General features: G+C 73.4%; 16 protein-coding genes. 7 read left to right on the top strand and 9 right to left on the bottom strand.

Features of this window, described 5'->3' with window-relative positions:
- Window positions 1-26 precede the first annotated feature (26 nt).
- The 8 genes from ACWGSR_RS23435 to ACWGSR_RS23400 form a co-directional block, all read right to left on the bottom strand.
- On the bottom strand, window positions 27-1274 hold the full coding sequence (locus ACWGSR_RS23435; protein WP_453568686.1) for an acyl-CoA dehydrogenase family protein: 1248 nt from the start codon (window positions 1272-1274) through the stop codon (window positions 27-29).
- Window positions 1271-1528, bottom strand: a complete 258-nt coding sequence (locus ACWGSR_RS23430; protein ID WP_366377409.1) for a phosphopantetheine-binding protein — start codon at window positions 1526-1528, stop codon at window positions 1271-1273. The genes ACWGSR_RS23435 and ACWGSR_RS23430 overlap by 4 nt, the downstream gene beginning before the upstream one ends.
- 56 nt (window positions 1529-1584) lie before the next feature.
- A complete protein-coding gene (locus ACWGSR_RS23425) occupies window positions 1585-2706 on the bottom strand; it encodes a phosphopantetheine-binding protein (RefSeq protein WP_453568684.1) in 1122 nt (373 codons plus the stop codon).
- On the bottom strand, window positions 2703-4085 hold the full coding sequence (locus tag ACWGSR_RS23420) for a TrpB-like pyridoxal phosphate-dependent enzyme (protein WP_453568682.1): 1383 nt from the start codon (window positions 4083-4085) through the stop codon (window positions 2703-2705). The genes ACWGSR_RS23425 and ACWGSR_RS23420 overlap by 4 nt, the downstream gene beginning before the upstream one ends.
- Complete coding sequence (locus ACWGSR_RS23415; protein WP_376232830.1) at window positions 4082-4366, bottom strand: acyl carrier protein; 285 nt, start codon at window positions 4364-4366, stop codon at window positions 4082-4084. Before ACWGSR_RS23415 ends, ACWGSR_RS23420 begins: the two co-directional genes overlap by 4 nt.
- Window positions 4367-4528: 162 nt before the next feature.
- A complete protein-coding gene (locus ACWGSR_RS23410) occupies window positions 4529-5833 on the bottom strand; it encodes a glutamate-5-semialdehyde dehydrogenase (protein ID WP_453568680.1) in 1305 nt (434 codons plus the stop codon).
- Window positions 5830-6570, bottom strand: coding sequence for an SDR family NAD(P)-dependent oxidoreductase (locus tag ACWGSR_RS23405; protein ID WP_376232834.1), 741 nt, complete (start codon window positions 6568-6570; stop codon window positions 5830-5832). Before ACWGSR_RS23405 ends, ACWGSR_RS23410 begins: the two co-directional genes overlap by 4 nt.
- A 434-nt stretch (window positions 6571-7004) precedes the next feature.
- Entirely contained in the window at window positions 7005-7550 is a 546-nt protein-coding gene (locus ACWGSR_RS23400; protein WP_376232836.1) for a CGNR zinc finger domain-containing protein, read from the bottom strand.
- 152 nt (window positions 7551-7702) lie between these two features.
- On the opposite strand from ACWGSR_RS23400, the gene ACWGSR_RS23395 reads away from it, so the two are divergent.
- The 4 genes from ACWGSR_RS23395 (at window position 7703) to ACWGSR_RS23380 (ending at window position 13201) form a co-directional block, all read left to right on the top strand.
- Window positions 7703-9007 carry an MFS transporter gene (locus tag ACWGSR_RS23395; RefSeq protein ID WP_453568677.1) on the top strand — a complete coding sequence of 435 codons (1305 nt, stop codon included), beginning with the start codon at window positions 7703-7705 and terminating at the stop codon, window positions 9005-9007.
- Between the two features lie 151 nt (window positions 9008-9158).
- The gene (locus ACWGSR_RS23390; RefSeq protein WP_453568675.1) at window positions 9159-10541 is read left to right on the top strand and encodes a KamA family radical SAM protein; all 1383 of its coding nucleotides are present in this window, start codon (window positions 9159-9161) and stop codon (window positions 10539-10541) included.
- On the top strand, window positions 10534-11799 hold the full coding sequence (locus tag ACWGSR_RS23385) for a pyridoxal phosphate-dependent aminotransferase (RefSeq protein WP_376232842.1): 1266 nt from the start codon (window positions 10534-10536) through the stop codon (window positions 11797-11799). The genes ACWGSR_RS23390 and ACWGSR_RS23385 overlap by 8 nt, the downstream gene beginning before the upstream one ends.
- Window positions 11800-12070: 271 nt before the next feature.
- Window positions 12071-13201 (top strand): DUF1015 family protein, encoded by a 1131-nt coding sequence (locus tag ACWGSR_RS23380; RefSeq protein WP_453568673.1) that lies wholly within the window; start codon window positions 12071-12073, stop codon window positions 13199-13201.
- 236 nt (window positions 13202-13437) lie between these two features.
- Here ACWGSR_RS23380 and ACWGSR_RS23375 read toward each other — a convergent pair whose 3' ends face one another.
- On the bottom strand, window positions 13438-13935 hold the full coding sequence (locus ACWGSR_RS23375; RefSeq protein WP_376232846.1) for a GNAT family N-acetyltransferase: 498 nt from the start codon (window positions 13933-13935) through the stop codon (window positions 13438-13440).
- 107 nt (window positions 13936-14042) lie between these two features.
- On the opposite strand from ACWGSR_RS23375, the gene ACWGSR_RS23370 reads away from it, so the two are divergent.
- The 3 genes from ACWGSR_RS23370 to ACWGSR_RS23360 are packed head-to-tail and all read left to right on the top strand — an operon-like array spanning window position 14043 to window position 15824.
- Entirely contained in the window at window positions 14043-14351 is a 309-nt protein-coding gene (locus ACWGSR_RS23370) for a hypothetical protein (RefSeq protein ID WP_366377423.1), read from the top strand.
- Window positions 14352-14385: 34 nt separating this feature from the next.
- Window positions 14386-15099 (top strand): hypothetical protein, encoded by a 714-nt coding sequence (locus ACWGSR_RS23365; RefSeq protein ID WP_376232849.1) that lies wholly within the window; start codon window positions 14386-14388, stop codon window positions 15097-15099.
- Complete coding sequence (locus ACWGSR_RS23360) at window positions 15099-15824, top strand: hypothetical protein (RefSeq protein WP_453568670.1); 726 nt, start codon at window positions 15099-15101, stop codon at window positions 15822-15824. Before ACWGSR_RS23365 ends, ACWGSR_RS23360 begins: the two co-directional genes overlap by 1 nt.
- The last annotated feature ends 2 nt before the right edge of the window (window positions 15825-15826 follow it).

The raw sequence follows: 15826 nt of genomic DNA, 5'->3' as shown, positions 1-15826 counted from the left end.
TCGGCGCGGGCCGCAGAGCGGCCTGGTCAGACAAGGCGTACCTCCGGGTCGAGCAGGGCGAGCCGGCCGTCCGCCTGGTGCAGGCGGTCGTTGCTGTAGTTGAGCGGGGCCGAGCGCAGGTCGCGCAGGGCCGCTTCGAGCCGGGTGTCCGAGTCCTTGAGGTAGCCGTCCCGCAGTCCCACGGCGACGACCAGGTCGTCCACCGCCGCGTGGCACTGCTCCGAGGCGGTGATCTTCAGTGCGTTGAGGAGGAGCTGGATCCTGGGCTGGGACAGGTCGGCGGTGCCGTCGACGACACCGGCGGTGTGGCGGAGCAGGGCGTGCACGGTGTCGATCCGCTGGCGGGCGGCGGAGAGCCGGGAGAGCAGCAGCTCGGAGCCGAGGTCGAAGCGGCGTCGTCCGGCCGGGCTCCGCAGCATGTGGACGACCCGGGAGAGGGCGCCGGCGGCGGTGCCGAGCCAGGCGGCGGACCACGCGAGGTGGGCCAGCGGTCCGAACACCCCGCTCGCGATGACGGAGAAGGCGCCGTGCGCGCCGACCACCTGGTGGGCCGGGACGTGCCCGGTGAGGCGGAGGGAGCCGCTGTGGCTGGCCCGCATGCCCATCGGGTTCCACTCCCCGCTCGGTTCGACGGAGAGCTGGTCGCGGTCGGCGTAGACGAGGGAGACCTCGGTCGGGGAGGCCGCGTCGGGGGCCCGTACCGTGATCAGGAAGCCGTCGGCGTGGGCGCCGCCGGTCACGATCGGCGCGAACCGGTCGATGGCCAGGCCGGACGCGTCGCCGCGGGCCTCGGACTCGACGGTGAGCAGGTGCCCGCCCTTGCCCGCCTCGGTGGTGACGGAGGCCAGGTAGAGCTCGCCGGCGGCGATCCGGGGCAGCAGCGCGTCGCGCAGCCGCGGTCCCGCGTGTCCGGTGACGGCGGCGACCTGCTGGCAGTGCATGCCGAGGATCATCGCGACGGACATGTCGGCGCGGCCGAGTTCGACGCACACGTCGAGCAGGTCGGTCAGGGAGCCGCCGAGTCCGCCGTGGTCGGCCGGGACGGTCAGGCCGAGCAGTCCGGACTCCCGCAGCGCGGCCAGCGCCTCGACGGGGAAGTCGGCGTCGCGGTCGTGGCGGCGGGCGTGCTCGGCGGCGATCCGCGCCACGTGGCGGGCGCGCTCCACGGGGGTGCGTCCGGTGAACGCGTCCGCCGGGGCGTCGGGAGCATCGGGCGTCTCGAATGCCTCGGGTGCCTCGGGTGCCTCGGGCGCGAGGGCCGTGTCGGCGCTCATGCCACGTCCGCCAGACCCTGGGCGCCCTCGGCCGCCGTGATCGCCTTCCACAGCGCGCCGGCGGTGGCGAAGGTCGCGTCGTTGAGGTCCTCGTCGGGCAGCGAGAGCCCGAAGGTGTCCTCGATGGCGAAGAGCAGCTCGATGGACTGCATCGAGTCCAGGCCGAGTTTGCGCAGGTCGGAGCTTTCGACGAGCTCCTGGTCGCCGAGGTACTTGAGGAAGGGGGCGAGCAGTTCGGTGAAGCGGGGGTCCATCGTGGTGCTCCTGTCGTGGTGGGAAGGGGTACGGGGAGGGCCGGGCGCTCCGGTCGTCAGCGGGCGCGGGCGCTCGCGACGAGCCGTCGCAGGTCCTCGACCCGGTGGAGGTTCTCCGGCAGCAGGTCCTCGGCGGCGAACTCGATGCCGAGCCGCTCCTCCAGGGCCTCGACGATCTCGACGACCTGGAAGGAGTTGAAGCCGGGGACGGCGGTGAGGGCGGGCGCGGCGAGCAGCGCGGCGGTGTCGACGCCGAGCACCTCGGCGACGGTCCGCGTCACCGTGTCGTGCGACGGGTCCGGGGGCGCCGCGAAGAGCGCGCGGTCGGCGTGCAGGGCGTCGGCCAGGTCGGTCATCAGCCGAGCCGGTTCGGGTCGGCCGCGCTGCACCCGGCGCATGGCGAGGAACGCCTGCTCGGCGAGCCGGTCGAGGCGCCGCAGGTGCTCGGCGGTCCCGGGGCCCGGGGTCCGGCCGGTGTGCTCCAGGAAGGCGGCGTGCAGCCGCCGGGAGCGGGCGAGCAGCCAGGTCTCGGTGGTCAGCTGGTCGAGGGCGGCGAACCGGTCGGGGTGGCCGGCGTACGCGGCGGTGTAGCCGTCGACGTCGCCGTACTCGCCGCCCGGGACGGTCTCCGGTGCTCCGGCCTCGGCCGGTCCGAACACCACCACCAGGGAGGACGGGGGCAGTTCGGCCCAGTCCAGGGTCCACTCCCCCGGTGCGGCGAGGCCCCACGGGGTGTGGCTGTGGTAGGCGTCGACGACCAGGGCGTGGTCGCCCTCGGCCGCCACCAGGTAGCTGTGCTGCATGTGCCGCTGCCGGTGGTAGGGCAGCCAGGGCATGTCGTGGCTGTCGGCCATGACGTACAGCGGGCCGTGCGCGGCGGCCAGTGCGGCGAGCTCCCCGGCCGGGACGTCGTACCGGCGCGCGTGCTCGACGAGGCCGACGTCCGCGACGGCGGCCAGCTGGTGCGCCGCCTCCGGCTCCAGGGTGGGCAGTCCGTGCGGGCCGGGCCGGAGGGCGAACCGGAGAACGGCGCCGAGGGCCAGGTGGGTGTCCGGCCCGTGGAACCGGTCGGCGAGCACGGCCAGGTTGGACTGCACGCAGTCGAGCAGTTCGGCGCGGACGGAGGGGGCCGTCGGCGTCCGTTCCGGCGTCGGCGCCGTGTCGGTGGTGGACGTCATCGCGGACCTCCGGCGAGCAGCGGGCCCCCGGCGAGGCGGGGGGCGGCGCCGTCCGGGGCGGCCGGGGTGAGGCCGGAGACGGCGCGCAGCAGGGCCTGCTCGCTGGGCGCCTCGTCGCCGAGCTCGTCGTTGAGGAGCTGCTCGTACGCGGCGAGGTCGAGGTAGCCGTGGCCGCTGACGCAGACGAGGATGCCGTTCCGGGCGCGCATGCCGTCCGCGCCGGAGGTGGCGAGCTTGGCGGCCGCGGCGAGCGCGTGGCCCGACTCGGGGGCGGGCAGCACGCATTCGTTGCGGGTCAGCAGGCGGCCGGCGTCGAGCGCCTCCTGCTGGGTGACGGCGGTGGCGGCGATGTCGCCGGTGTGCCGCATCGCGGAGATGATCTTCGCGGCGCCGTGGAAGCGCAGGCCGGCGGAGTGGGCGTCCGGGATCGGGTAGTCGCTGCCGATGGTGTACATCGCCTCCATCGGGCCGGTGCCGGTGGCGTCGGTCTTGTCGTACGCGTAGACGCCGCGGGTGAGTTTGGGCGCCGTCGACGACTCGGCCGCGACCAGCGTGGGCGCCTCCGTGCCGGTGGCCCGCGCTTCGGCGTGGAAGGGCAGGGCGATGCCGCCGAAGTTGGATCCGGCGCCGACGGCGCCGACGACCATGTCCACCGTTCCGTCCAGGTCGGCGAGCTGGTCCTGTGCCTCGATGCCGATGACCGACTGGTGCAGGATGCTGTAGGTCTCGCCGCTGCCGATGCAGAAGGCGACGCCCTCGTGGGTGGAGGCGTACTCGACGGCCTCGCCGATCGCGAGCGCGAGGCTGTTGCCGATGCCCTCGCCGCGCCGGTCGGCGACCCCGGTCAGACCGCTGGGGCTGGAGTGGATCTCGGCGCCGAGCATGCGCATCAGCACCCCGCGGTACGGTTTGCGGCGCAGGCTGGAGTCGACCATGAAGACCCGGCAGCGCAGTCCGAACAGCGCGCAGGCGGCGGCCATCGCGGTGCCCCACTGGCCCGCTCCGGTGCCGGTGACCAGTTCCTTCACGCCGGCCTGTTTGTAGTAGTGGGCCTGGGCGAGGGCGGTGTTCAGCTTGTGGCTGCCGGAGATGTTGCCGCCCTCGTACTTCATGTAGATCGGCACCCGGGAGCCGATGGCCCGCTCGAAGCCGGTGGCCCGCCACAGCGGGGTGGGCCGGAACTGGCGGTAGGCGGCGAGGACCTCGTCGGGTATCTGCCAGTACTCGCGCTCCAGGACGCTCTGGCGGACCAGTTCCATGGGCAGGTTGACGCCGACCCCGGTGCCGGACGCCGCCGTCTCGGGGGTCAGGTCCGGGGGCATCGGCGCGGAGAGGTGGGGCAGGGCGCTGCGCCAGCGGGTCGGGAGCGCGACGGTCATCGGGCGTTCTCCGTGCCGGACAGGACGACGTCGATGAGGTCGCCGACGGTCTGGAAGCTGCGGCCGACGAACAGGTCGTCGGGGAGCGTGGTGCCGAGCTCGTCCTCGATGCGGACCAGCATGCCGACGAAGCCGAGCGAGTTGACGCGCAGCAGTTCGCCGACGAGCGGTTCGCCGTCGGAGATGGTGGTGGGGTCGATGGACAGCCGGGACTCGGCGACGACTACGCGCTTGACGGTGTCGCCGACGGCGGTCCGGTCGATGTGCGGAACGGTGGTCATTGCTGCCTCTCACGAAGACGTAGAAGACTCGGGGAGCTCGGGGAGCTCGGAGGACGTGGGGGGGTGCGGGGCGGCGGCGTCCGGGGTGGGGGGTGACGAGCCGTGACGCGGTGGGGTGCGGGGCGGACGGACGTCCCTGGAGGAGGGGGCGGGCGCGGGCGGTCAGTCGCGCAGTTCGCCGTTGGCCTCGACGACCCAGGTGGTGGTCACCAGCGCGCCGAGGGTCACCGGGCCGCGGACGTGCAGCCGTCCGGTGGCGATGGAGATCTCCGAGCCCAGGCCGAGCTTGGGGCCGTCGTGGAGGCGCAGCGATCCGTTGACGACGATCATCGCGGCGTCCACGAGCCGGGTGAACCTCCGCGCCGTCCCGGCGTCCTCGGCGAGGACGCCCTCCGTGTGGCGGGAGCCGTAGGCCCGGATGTGCTCGGCCGCCTCGTCGAGGCCGGAGACCGGCCGGAGGCCGATGACCGGGTCGAGGAACTCCCGTCCCAGGTCGTGCGGTTCCAGCGGTTCGGTGCGCCAGGGCATGTCGTCCCGGGCGGCGGGTCCGGCCATGGAGGAGTCCAGGCGGATGGTCAGCCGGGCGTCCTGCCGCTCGCATTCGGCGAGGACGGCGGCCAGGTAGTCGGGCGCGATCTCCCGGTCGACAAGGACCATCTCGACCGAGGTGCAGCCGGCCGGCTCCGGGATCTTGCTGTTCAGGGTGACGCGGGCGGCCAGCGCCAGGTCGGCCGACCGGTGCACGTAGAGGTGGTTGACCCCGCCGCCGCTGGCGATGAGGGGGATCGAGCTCGCCGTGCGGCAGTACTCGATCAGGGAGGGGCTGCCGCGCGGGATCAGGACGTCCACCTGGTCGGGGCGGGCGAGGACGGCCTTCATCAGCGAGCGGTCGGGGTCCTCCAGGACGGTGACGAGACCGGCGGGGAGGCCCGCGGAGACGAGGGCGGCCTCGACCGTCGCGGCCAGCGCGGCGTCGGTGGCCGCGCTCTCCTTGCCGCCGCGCAGCAGGACGGCGTTGCCCACGGCGACGGGCAGCAGGGCGCCGTCGACGGTCACGGTGGGGCGGGCCTCGTAGATCATGAGGGCCACGCCGAGCGGCTTGGGGACGCCGCGCAGGACGCCCCAGTCGCCGGCCGGGACGCCCCGGGTGTCGGCGAGGACCGCGTCCAGCTCCCGTACGACGGCGTCGGTCAGTTCGACCATCCGGTCGAAGTGCTCGTCGGTGAGGCGGAGGCGGTCGACGAGCGTGGGCGGCAGGCCCCGCGCCTCGGCACGCCGGACGTCGGCCCGGTTGGCGGCCCGGATGTCGGGCCGGCGCTCCTGGAGCAGGGCGGCCAGTTCCCGGCAGTAGCGGGTGTAGGCGGCGTCTCCGAGCGGCGGGGCGGCGTCGAAGGCGGTCCTGGCGCGGCGCAGGAGGGCGTCGGCCGTCTCGCTCGCGGTCGGCTTCGCGGTCGCTGTCGCGGTCACCACATGAACTGCCCTCCGTCGACGATGACCTTCTGGCCGTTGAGGTAGGTGGCGGCGGGGCCGACCATGAACTCCAGGGCGTCGGCGATGTCCTCGGTGGTGCCGATGCGGCGGACCGGGATCTCGTCCAGGGTCTGCGCCATCCGCTCCGGGTCGTCGAGGCGCCAGCGGGTGCGCAGTTCCTCGGTGTCGATCATGCCGGGGATGAGGCAGTTGACCCGGACGGCCGGGGCCAGTTCCAGGGCGAGGCACTTGGTGAGCTGGAGCAGCCCCGCCTTGCTGGCGCAGTAGTTGGCGCCGTCGACGCGGGGCCGGATGCCGGTGGTCGCCCCGACGTTGACGATGGAGCCGCCGCCGGCCGCGATCATCGCGGGGGCCAGGGCCCGGACGAGCCAGAAGGGTCCGGACAGGTTGGTGTCGAGGACCTTGCGCCAGTCCTCGTCGGTGAGTTCGAGGAACGGGCGGTCGCGGTTGAGGCCGGCGTTGTTCACGAGGACGGCGGGGGCGCCGTGCTCGCGGAGGACCGTGGCGGCGGCGTCGGCCACCTGTCGGGCGTCGGAGAGGTCGGCCCGGATCGCGGTGAGGGATCCGGCGTTGTCCTGCTCCGCCTTCGCGGCCGCTTCGCGGTCGGACCCGTAGAAGGCGACGACGTGGTGTCCCATGCGGATCAGGCGGCGGCTGAGCGCCAGTCCGATTCCCCTGGTCCCGCCGGTGACAATGGCAAGTTTGTCCGTCATTGCGGATTCCTCGTCATGGCTGGGGTGGAATTCATTCGGAATGCCGAATGGAATGCGGCCATGCTAGGGAGGAGGTGCCGGGTGGGGTCAATGATTCACGGCCCGGAGTCCATAAGGATGCCGGATGAGGCCATCGCCCCGGGCCGGGAAAAGCGCCGCCCGTCACGGGCATCGGATTTCCGAATGACCCCATAGGAATGTCCGTGCGGCGATTTTCCGCGCTCCCCGACCGGGGCGCTACAGTGCGCGCGCCGCGTACGGGGCGTTACGGTTCGCGCGCCGCACACGGGGCGTTACGGTTCGCGCGCCGCACACGGGGCGTTACGGTTCGCGCGCCGCACACGGGGCGTCGGGGCTCACGCCGCACACGGGACGTCACGGTGCGCGCCGCACTCGGACGCTTCCGGCGGGGCGCGCGCCGGCGGGACCGGGGCTCAGCCCGCGAGGTCGCGCCGCCGGGTCGCGTACCGCCGGGACTTGGTGCGGTTGCCGCACACCCGCATCGAGCACCAGCGGCGGCTGTGGTTCTTGGAGGCGTCCCAGAAGACCCAGCCGCAGGTGTGCTCGGCGCACCGCTTGAGCCGGTGGACGTGGCCGCTCAGCACGATCTCCGCCCAGGCGGCCGCGATCCGGGCGAGGGCGGTCCGGGCGGGCGGGCCGCCGGGGGCCGGGACGAGCGGCGCGCCCGGGGCGGCGAAGGCGACCAGGAGCGGCACGTCGGCCAGGACCGCGTCGGCGAGGGCGAGGTGCGCGGGCGCCACGGGGTCGTCGGTGTCGAGGGCCTCGCGGATGCCGGCCCGCAGGGCGAGGAAGTCCCCGTGCTCGGCTTCGGTCAGCCGCGGCGGGGACGGCGCCAGACCCCGCCCGGCGAGCCATTGCGCCAGCTCGGCGGGGGTGGCGACGTCGTCGTCGCCGCTCTCCAGGTCGACGGTGTTGGTGAAGGCCTCGATCAGTTCGGCGGCCGGGGACGGGTCGAGCACGGGTGCGCCGCCTTTCCGATGCGGGTGCGCGGCTCTCCCATGTGAGCGCGCTATGGGGCCATGGCACGGCCCGATGGCCGGTGGCCGAGATCAGCTGCACGCCCACGATACCGCTGCCATACTGACCACCAAAGAGCTTTAGGAGGTTAGTCATGGAGAACGCGACGGACCGGCGGACGCCGACGGCCGAGGCAGGGCCCCCGACCTCGACGGAGAAGCGGACGGGCCCGGGCGACCCCAGCACCCGCAACACCGCGGTCCTGGTGAGCTTCACCGCGATCACGAACCTGGCCGACGGGGTCACCAAGGTCGTCCTGCCGCTGATGGCGACGGGGCTGACGGACTCGCCGGCCCAGGTGGCGGGCGTGGGCCTCACCCTCACGCTCCCCTGGCTGCTCGTCGCCCTCCACGTGGGCGTCCTGGTGGACCGCTTCGACCGGCGCGTGCTGCTGTGGATCGCCGACATCGCGCGCATGCTCGTCGTGGCGTCCCTGCTGTTCCTCGCCGTGCGCGACGCGGTGACCCTGCCCGCCCTGTACGTCGGCGGCTTCGTGCTGGGCGTCGCCGAGGTGGTCGCGCTGACCTCCGCCGCCACCCTGGTCCCCTCCGCGGTGGCCCCCGCGGGCCAGGAACGGGCGAACGCCTGGGTGGCCGGCGCCGAGACCGTCTGCAACGAGTTCTGCGGGCCGTTCGTCGGCGGGCTCCTGGTGGCCGCCGGCGCGAGCGTGGCGCTGGGCTGGACCGGCGCGGGCTATCTGGTCGGCACCCTGATCCTGGTCCTGCTGGTGGGCCGGTTCCGGCCGAAGGCGGACGACACCCGTCCGACCGGCACCGTCAACCAGCGCATCGCCGAAGGGGTCCGCTTCCTGTGGCAGCAGCGGCTGCTGCGCCTCATGGCCCTCGCGCTGACCGTGCTCTCCGCCTGCTGGGGCGCCTGGCTGGCCCTGATGCCCCTGGTCGCCACCTCGCTGATGGGGCTCGACGCCCGCGAGTACGGCATCCTGCTCAGCGCACTCGGCGCCGGCGGGCTCGTCGGCGCGCTCACCGTCACCACGGTCAACCGCCTCCTCGGGCGCCGCTGGGCCATGTTCGCCGACCTCGTCGGCACCGCCGCCATGGTCGCCACCCCGGTCCTCTCCACGAACCTCTGGGTCGTGGCGGCCGGCGCGTTCCTCGGCGGCATGGGCGGCATCCTGTGGACGGTCAACTCCCGCACTCTGAGCCAGCGGCTGGTCCCCGACGCCATGTTCGGCCGCTACAACGCCGCGGCGCGGCTCTTCAGCTGGGGCGCGATGCCGCTCGGCGCCGGTCTGGTCGGCGTCCTCGCCGAGTGGTTCGGCATCCGCGCCGCCTTCGCCGTGTTCACCGTCGCCACCCTCGTGATCATCGTCCCGTTCCTGCGGACCGTGACGCCGCAGGCGCTCAGCGAGGCCGACGCGAGCCCCGCCCGCGACTGACCCGGATTCCTCCGCCGTGAACCGAATCCGCTTATCCAGGCATACGAAGGGACTATCGACCGGCCGCCGAACTTTCTGGTTCCGGCAGGGCCGGTCGGCCTACGATCAAGGAAATTGCTCGGGTCAGCTTCCTTGAACCGGAGGAAAACGCATGCCCCCTCTTTCTCCTGCCGCCCTGGAAACGGAAAGGTTCCGGGCCTACGGCGCCCGTCACGTGGACGAGCTGAGTAAAAGGTTCGGAATACCGGACCACCTCACGCGGTCCATAAAATCCCTCGCCGCGGTGCTCCCGTTCCGCGTGAACGAATACGTCCTCGCGAACCTCGTCGACTGGAACGACGTCCCGAACGATCCGGTCTTCCAGATGGTCTTCCCGCAGACCGGGATGCTCCGGGCCGAGGACGAGCGCCGGCTCGCCGCCCTCGTGGACGACCCCGGGGCGAAGAAGGAGCTGCGCCTGGCCGTCCAGCAGATCCGGGGCAGCCTCAACCCCCACCCCTCCGGCCAGAAGCAGCTCAACGTCCCCACCGTGGAGGGCGAGGAGGTGCCCGGCGTCCAGCACAAGTACCGGGAGACCGTGCTGTACTTCCCGGGCCAGGGCCAGACCTGCCACTCGTACTGCACCTACTGCTTCCGCTGGGCCCAGTTCGTGGGCGACGCCGATCTGCGCTTCGCCGTGCCGGAGCCCAGCCGGCTGGTGGAGTACCTGGGCCACCACCCCGAGATCGACGACGTGCTCGTCACCGGCGGCGACCCGATGATCATGTCGACCGACCGGCTGCGCGGCCACCTCGAACCGATCATGGGCGTGCCCACGGTCCGCACGATCCGCATCGGCACCAAGTCGGTCGCCTACTGGCCGCAGCGGTTCGTCACCGACCCCGACGCCGACGACGTGCTGCGCCTCTTCGAGGAGGTCGTCGCCTCCGGGCGCAACCTCGCGGTGATGATGCACTTCACGCACCCCCGCGAGCTGGAGTCCGACCTGGCCCGCCGGGCCGTCGCCCGCATCCGCTCCACCGGCGCCCTCGCCTACTGCCAGGCCCCCCTGGTCGCGCACGTCAACGACGACGCGGAGACCTGGAGCGCGCTGTGGCGCGCCGAACTGGCGGCGGGAGCCGTGCCGTACTACATGTTCGTCGAGCGGGACACCGGCCCGTACGAGTACTTCAAGGTGCCGCTCGCCCGCGCCCACGAGATCTTCCGGTCCGCCTACCGGACCCTGCCGGGGCTGGCCCGGACCGTGCGGGGGCCGGTCATGTCGGCCACGCCCGGCAAGGTGGTCGTCGACGGCGTCACCGAGGGCGCGGAGGGCCGCTTCTTCCAGCTCCGCATGCTCCAGGCCCGCGATCCGCGGCTGGTCGGACGCCCGTTCCGGGCGCACTACTCGGAGACCGCCGCCTGGCTGGACGACCTGCGGCCCGCCGACGACACCCCCGCCGACATCGCCGCCGCGATCAGCGGCGCGGCGCCGCAGTCCGCGGGCCGCGTCGACGCGTCCGCCTGGCTCCGCCAGGAGCTCGCCCATGTCTGAGGTCTCCCACCGGCGGACGTCGCCCAACCTCGCCCTGAACCAGCTGGTGGAGGAGCGCCGCGCGGCCGGCCAGGAGGTGCTGCACCTGGCCTTCGGCGAATCGCGGCTCCCCGCCTTCGCACCGCTGGCCGAACGCCTGGCCCGCGGCGCGCACCGCAACGCCTACGGGCCGGTGGCCGGCGGCGAGCCGGTGCGCCGGGCCGTGGCCGGCTACTTCAGCCGCCGCGACCTGCCCACCGGGCCGGACCAGATCGTCGTCGGCCCGGGCAGCAAGCCGCTGCTCATGGCCCTCCAGCACGTGCTCCCCGGCGACGTCCTCGTCCCCCGGCCCGCCTGGAACTCGTACGTCCCGCAGGTGAGACTGGCCGGCAAGACGGCGTACGAGGTGCCCGTCCCCGCCGAGTGCGGCGGCGTCCCGGACCCGGCCGCCCTGCGCGACACGGTCCGGCGGGCGCGCGCCGGGGGCGGCGACCCGCGCGTCGTCGTGCTGACCCTGCCGGACAACCCCACCGGCACGCTCGCCCCGCCCGCGCTGGTCCGCGAGCTCTGCGCGATCGCGGAGGAGCTCGACCTCGTCATCGTCTCCGACGAGATCTACCGCGACATCGTCCACGATCCGGCAACCCCCTTCCTCAGCCCCGCCGAGGTCGCGCCCGACCGCACGATCGTGACCAGCGGCCTTTCGAAGACGCTCGCCCTCGGGGGCTGGCGCATCGGCGTCTGCCGGTTCCCGGACAACGCCTGGGGCCTGGCGGTCCGCGACGGGGTGGTCTCGGTGGCCAGCGAGGTCTGGTCCACCCTGGCCGGCCCCATGCAGGAGGTGGCGGCCTACGCGTTCTCCGAGCCGGAGGAGATCAGGCGGCGGCTCTCCGCCAGCGCCCGGCTGCACGGCGCGGTGGCCCGCTCGGTCCACCGGATCATGGTGGACGCGGGCGCGGACTGCCGTCCGCCCACCGGCGGCTTCTACGTGTACCCGGACTTCGAGCCGATGCGCGACCGTCTGGCCTCGTACGGCGTCACCGACTCGCCCGGCCTCCAGCGCCACCTCTTCGACAGCCACGGCGTCCTGGTCCTGGGCGGCCACCACTTGGGCGACGACGAGGGCGCGCTCCGCTTCAAGGCGGCCACCAGCATGCTGTACGGCGACACCGCCGAGGAGCAGGAGCAGTCCCTGGCGGCGGCCGATCCGCCGGCCCTGCCGCACGTCGCGAGAGTGCTGGCCCGGCTGGAGGAAGCCTTCGTCAAGCTGAGCCGCTAGGAGGGCGTCCCGTCCCGCTCGGGCCGCGCCCGCCTCGCGATCCGCCGGGCGCCCCGGGGCGTCTCCGGCCGTCCCCGGTCGGATCCCGCCCACCGGACCCGTCGGCGGACGCTCCCGGCCCACGACACCGCCCCGACCCCGACCCCGACCCCGACCCCGACCCCGACCCATGATCCCGGTCGCCGATCCGGGCCGACGATCCCGGTCGGCGTGCCAGTCCGACGTTCCAGGTCGACGATCCGGGCCGACGAGAAAGCAGCGAGCACCTCGGATGCGTACGAGCACAGAGACTCCGCGAACGGACGGGCTCCTCACCCGAGGGGCACCGGCCGGACTGATCCTGCACCCCTTCCTGGGGATCCGCCGCTCGGGGAGCGCCCTCACGCGCGACCGCACGCCCGCTTTCTACGTCCTGGAGCAGCGCCGGGGTCCCGAGCTGCTCCAGCGGGGGGTGATCGGCGCGCTCGACCTGGGTGCGGCGGAACGCTCCGTCCACCCGCACGAGCGGGTGCTCCCCCACAAGGTGGCCGTCCAGCGGAACATCCTCCGGACCGTCGGCGGCAGCCCCGAGCCGGTCCTGCTCGCCTGCCGGGGCGCCACCGGCGTCGGCGCCGTGCTCGACCGGGTCGCGGCCGGGCGGCCGGACACCGCCCTCGTCCAGCCGGACGGCACCCGCCACCTCCTGTGGCGCTGCACCGATCCGGACCGGATCGAGGCCGTCGCCGCCGGTCTCGCCCGGCACCGCGCCCTGCTCGCCGACGGCCACCACCGCTTCGCGGCGGCACGGGAGCACCGCCGGGCCTTCGGCGGCCGGCCCGGCCCCTGGGACCGGCTGCCCGCGCTCGTCGTGGACACCGCCGCCCACCCCCTCGAACTGCGTGCCATCCACCGCCACCTGCCGGACCTGGCCGCCGAGGAGGCGGCGCGGCGGGCCGCCGCCGTGGCCACCGTCGAGGAGGTCACCCGTCCCGGCCCGCCGCCCGAACCGCGTCCGGGCGAGTTCGTCCTGGTCGGCTCCGGCGGGCGGTGCTGGTCGGTCCGGGACGTCTCCGCGGACCACGCGCGGTCCGCGCTGCGGGGCCGCCCCGCGGCCTGGTCCGTCCTCGACGCCGCCCTGCTCCACCACCTGTTCGTCGACCGCGTCTGGCGCGGCCTCCTGACCGCGTCCCGGATCTCGTACGTCCACGGGCTCCCGCGCGGGGGCCGGGAGGTCCCGGCCCCGGGCACGCTGGTCCTGCTGGCCCCGCCCGGGGAGGAGGAGGTGCACCGGCTGGCGGGCGACGGCGTCCTGATGCCGCAGAAGTCCACGGCCTTCGGCCCCAAACCCCTTCCCTGGCTCGTCACCTACCACCACACCCACCAGGTCCGGGGCCCGGTCGCGGTGCCGGCGGCCCTGGTCTGACCGACCGTCCCGGTGGGGCCCGTTCCGCGACCGTCGGACGCGGTCACGGACGCCTCCGCACTCGGCCACCGGGCCCGGACGCACGACGCGTGGGCGCCGCCCGGCTGCTGGAGGCGGCGGGGCGCACGGAGGAGGCACCCGCCTTCCCGAACACTCCTTTCAGCACGTGCGCCGCTCCTTTCCGCGGCGGTACGGCGATCGGCGCGCGTGCGGGCCGATCGCCGTGAGCGCGCCGGTCAGCGTCCCGAGTCGCTCCAGCGGACCTCGCCGTCGGCGACCTCGTCGGTCGGGGTCAGGCCGAGGGAGCGGGCGACGCCCGCCGACGCCTCGTGGTCGGGGTGGATGTAAGCCGCCAGGGAGGTCGCCCCGCGGGTGCGCAGCCAGTCGGCCATGGCCCGCGCGGCCTCGCCCGCGTAGCCCCTGCCCTGGTGCTCGACCCCTACCACCCAGGCGAGCGAGGCCTCCACCTCACCGCTCCCGGTTCGGTACAAGGTCGCTTGAACCGTCCCCGCGAGCCGTCCGTCGTCGGCCCTGCGGAGCATCCAGTTCAGCCAGCCCTGGCTGCCGTCCGGGGAGGTGCCGCCGGCCTGGAACGCGTACCTGGCCTGCAGTTCTTCCAGGGTGTAGGGCTTCCCGCCGGTCCAGGTGTGCAGCCGGACGTCGTCGAGCACGGGGAAGGCCTCGGGCGCGTGCTCGGCCCTGAGGGGTTCGAGGGACAGTCGAGAGGTCGTCAAGGGATCCGCGAGTGGCCACTGAGTCAATGGAGTCATCCGCGAACGATAGTTCGCGACCACCGCAAGGAACCCGGCCGGGCCACCGGCCGCGAACGAGGAGATCCGACATGACCGTTCAGACCGCAGACCTGTTCCTCGCCGACCCCGCCCTGGACGCGGAGCTCGACGCGGCGGCCCTGGAGGCCGCGCTCCCGACCCTCACGGAGAAGCTGGCCGCGCTGAAGGCGACCCTGAGCCAGGACGAGCAGGCCGTGCTCAGCAGCATCGTCACCTCCTCCAGCCTGCACCTGAAGGAGCTGCAGGACATCAACGCCGAGGCGGACTACATCTTCGCCAAGCCGATCTCCGCGGCCGCGACCCCGTCGATCCGCACGGAGCTCCTGAACCTGCCGAACACCCTCGGCTTCAACGAGTAATTCGGCCCGACACACGGAACGGGAGGATCCCGCAATGTCTGCACCGACGCTGGTGGACCGGCTGTCGCACCTGTCAACGGAACTCACCGCCGCGGAGCGGGAGAACCTCAAGTTCCTCCTGAGCATGGCCGCCGGAGGACTCCTCAGCGGCCACGCCCGGGCCGTGCCGGAAGAGCTGCGGGCGGTGGCCCTGGCCACCGCCCAGCGCTCGCTGCCCCGGCTGCACGGCGGCGGACGGCCCGCGTTCGAGACCGGTGTGGTCTTCCTGGGCCGGGGGCCGTTCTTCTCCGACGGGGACATCGCCGCGCTGGACGCGGAGTCCCGCCGGTACCGCGAGCGGGCCGAGCGCTTCCACGACCACTACGTGGCCTCCGGCGCCCCGCTCGCCCGCGAACTCGCCCTGTCGACGAAGGTCCACGACTTCCTGGTCTCCCAGGTGGGCCCGGTCCTTCCGACGCACAAGGCCAACTACCTGTACTACGACGAGCCGGGACTCGGCATCGACCCGCACGTGGACAAGGACGAGTTCTCCCTGAACGTCCTGACCATGCTGCAGCACAGCCCCGAGGACAGGCACTCGGAGCTGATCCTCTACCCGCCGGAGCAGGACGCCCTCCACGTCCACCTCGCCCCGGGCGAATCCCTTGTCTTCTTCGCCGACAGCGTCACCCACCAGCGCACCCGCACCGTCGCGGGCGAGGCCATCCGCCTGGTGTCCTTCGGCTACCGCACGATCGGAAGTGTGTGATGACGAACACCCTCACCATGGGGCGGCGGCTCGCCGAACTGCACGGCACGCTGACCCCGGCGGAGCAGGCGAACCTCAAGCTGATCCTCGGCCTGTCGGCCGGACAGCTCGTCCCCTCCAAGGAGGCCAGCGCCGAGAACGGCCGGCGCGCGGTCTCCGAGGCCCTGCAGATCCTCTGCCCGTACGAGGTCGAGGATCCGCGCGGAATCCAGTACCGCGGCCGTCCGGAGTTCCTGACGGACGAGCTGCTGGCCGCCTTCCAGGCGGAGAAGGACGAGGTCGGCAGGACCGCCGTGCCCTTCGACGAGCACTACCTCGGCTGCGGCGGCACGCTCGCCGACCGCGTCGCCGTCAGCCCCGAACTCGCCGCGCTCGTGGCCTCGGTGGTGCCGAGGGCCGAGGCCACCGGCATCGCGAGCTACCTGTTCTACCGCGACGCGGGGCAGGGCATCATCCCGCACATCGACACGGACATCTTCTCGCTGAACGTGCTGATGATGCTGGAGCACGAGATCCCCGAAGGCGTCGAGGAGCCCTCGGCCCTCTGCATGCACTACCCCGACGGCAGCGAGGAGCGTCTGCAGCTGTCCCCCGGCGAGGTCGTCGTCTTCCTGGCGGGCACGCAGGCGCACAGCCGGACGCCGATCGCCGAGGGCGAGCGCGTCACCATCCTGACCTTCGGCTTCATGCCCGAGGGTGCCCCTCTGGAGAACTACAAGAGGTGACC

This window comes from Streptomyces sp. NPDC055632 (assembly GCF_053618675.1).
The sequence above is the reverse complement of the archived record's forward strand: the minus strand, read 5'-3'. Positions and strand labels throughout refer to the sequence as shown.

Bases quoted from the DNA above. Each gene is read 5' to 3' on its own strand.
- ACWGSR_RS23435 (WP_453568686.1), bottom strand. From the start codon at position 1,274: ATGAGCGCCGACACGGCCCTCGCGCCCGAGGCACCCGAGGCACCCGAG.
- ACWGSR_RS23430 (WP_366377409.1), bottom strand. From the start codon at position 1,528: ATGGACCCCCGCTTCACCGAACTGCTCGCCCCCTTCCTCAAGTACCTC.
- ACWGSR_RS23425 (WP_453568684.1), bottom strand. From the start codon at position 2,706: ATGACGTCCACCACCGACACGGCGCCGACGCCGGAACGGACGCCGACG.
- ACWGSR_RS23420 (WP_453568682.1), bottom strand. From the start codon at position 4,085: ATGACCGTCGCGCTCCCGACCCGCTGGCGCAGCGCCCTGCCCCACCTC.
- ACWGSR_RS23415 (WP_376232830.1), bottom strand. From the start codon at position 4,366: ATGACCACCGTTCCGCACATCGACCGGACCGCCGTCGGCGACACCGTC.
- ACWGSR_RS23405 (WP_376232834.1), bottom strand. From the start codon at position 6,570: ATGACGGACAAACTTGCCATTGTCACCGGCGGGACCAGGGGAATCGGA.
- ACWGSR_RS23395 (WP_453568677.1), top strand. From the start codon at position 7,703: ATGGAGAACGCGACGGACCGGCGGACGCCGACGGCCGAGGCAGGGCCC.
- ACWGSR_RS23390 (WP_453568675.1), top strand. From the start codon at position 9,159: ATGCCCCCTCTTTCTCCTGCCGCCCTGGAAACGGAAAGGTTCCGGGCC.
- ACWGSR_RS23385 (WP_376232842.1), top strand. From the start codon at position 10,534: ATGTCTGAGGTCTCCCACCGGCGGACGTCGCCCAACCTCGCCCTGAAC.
- ACWGSR_RS23380 (WP_453568673.1), top strand. From the start codon at position 12,071: ATGCGTACGAGCACAGAGACTCCGCGAACGGACGGGCTCCTCACCCGA.
- ACWGSR_RS23370 (WP_366377423.1), top strand. From the start codon at position 14,043: ATGACCGTTCAGACCGCAGACCTGTTCCTCGCCGACCCCGCCCTGGAC.
- ACWGSR_RS23365 (WP_376232849.1), top strand. From the start codon at position 14,386: ATGTCTGCACCGACGCTGGTGGACCGGCTGTCGCACCTGTCAACGGAA.
- ACWGSR_RS23360 (WP_453568670.1), top strand. From the start codon at position 15,099: ATGACGAACACCCTCACCATGGGGCGGCGGCTCGCCGAACTGCACGGC.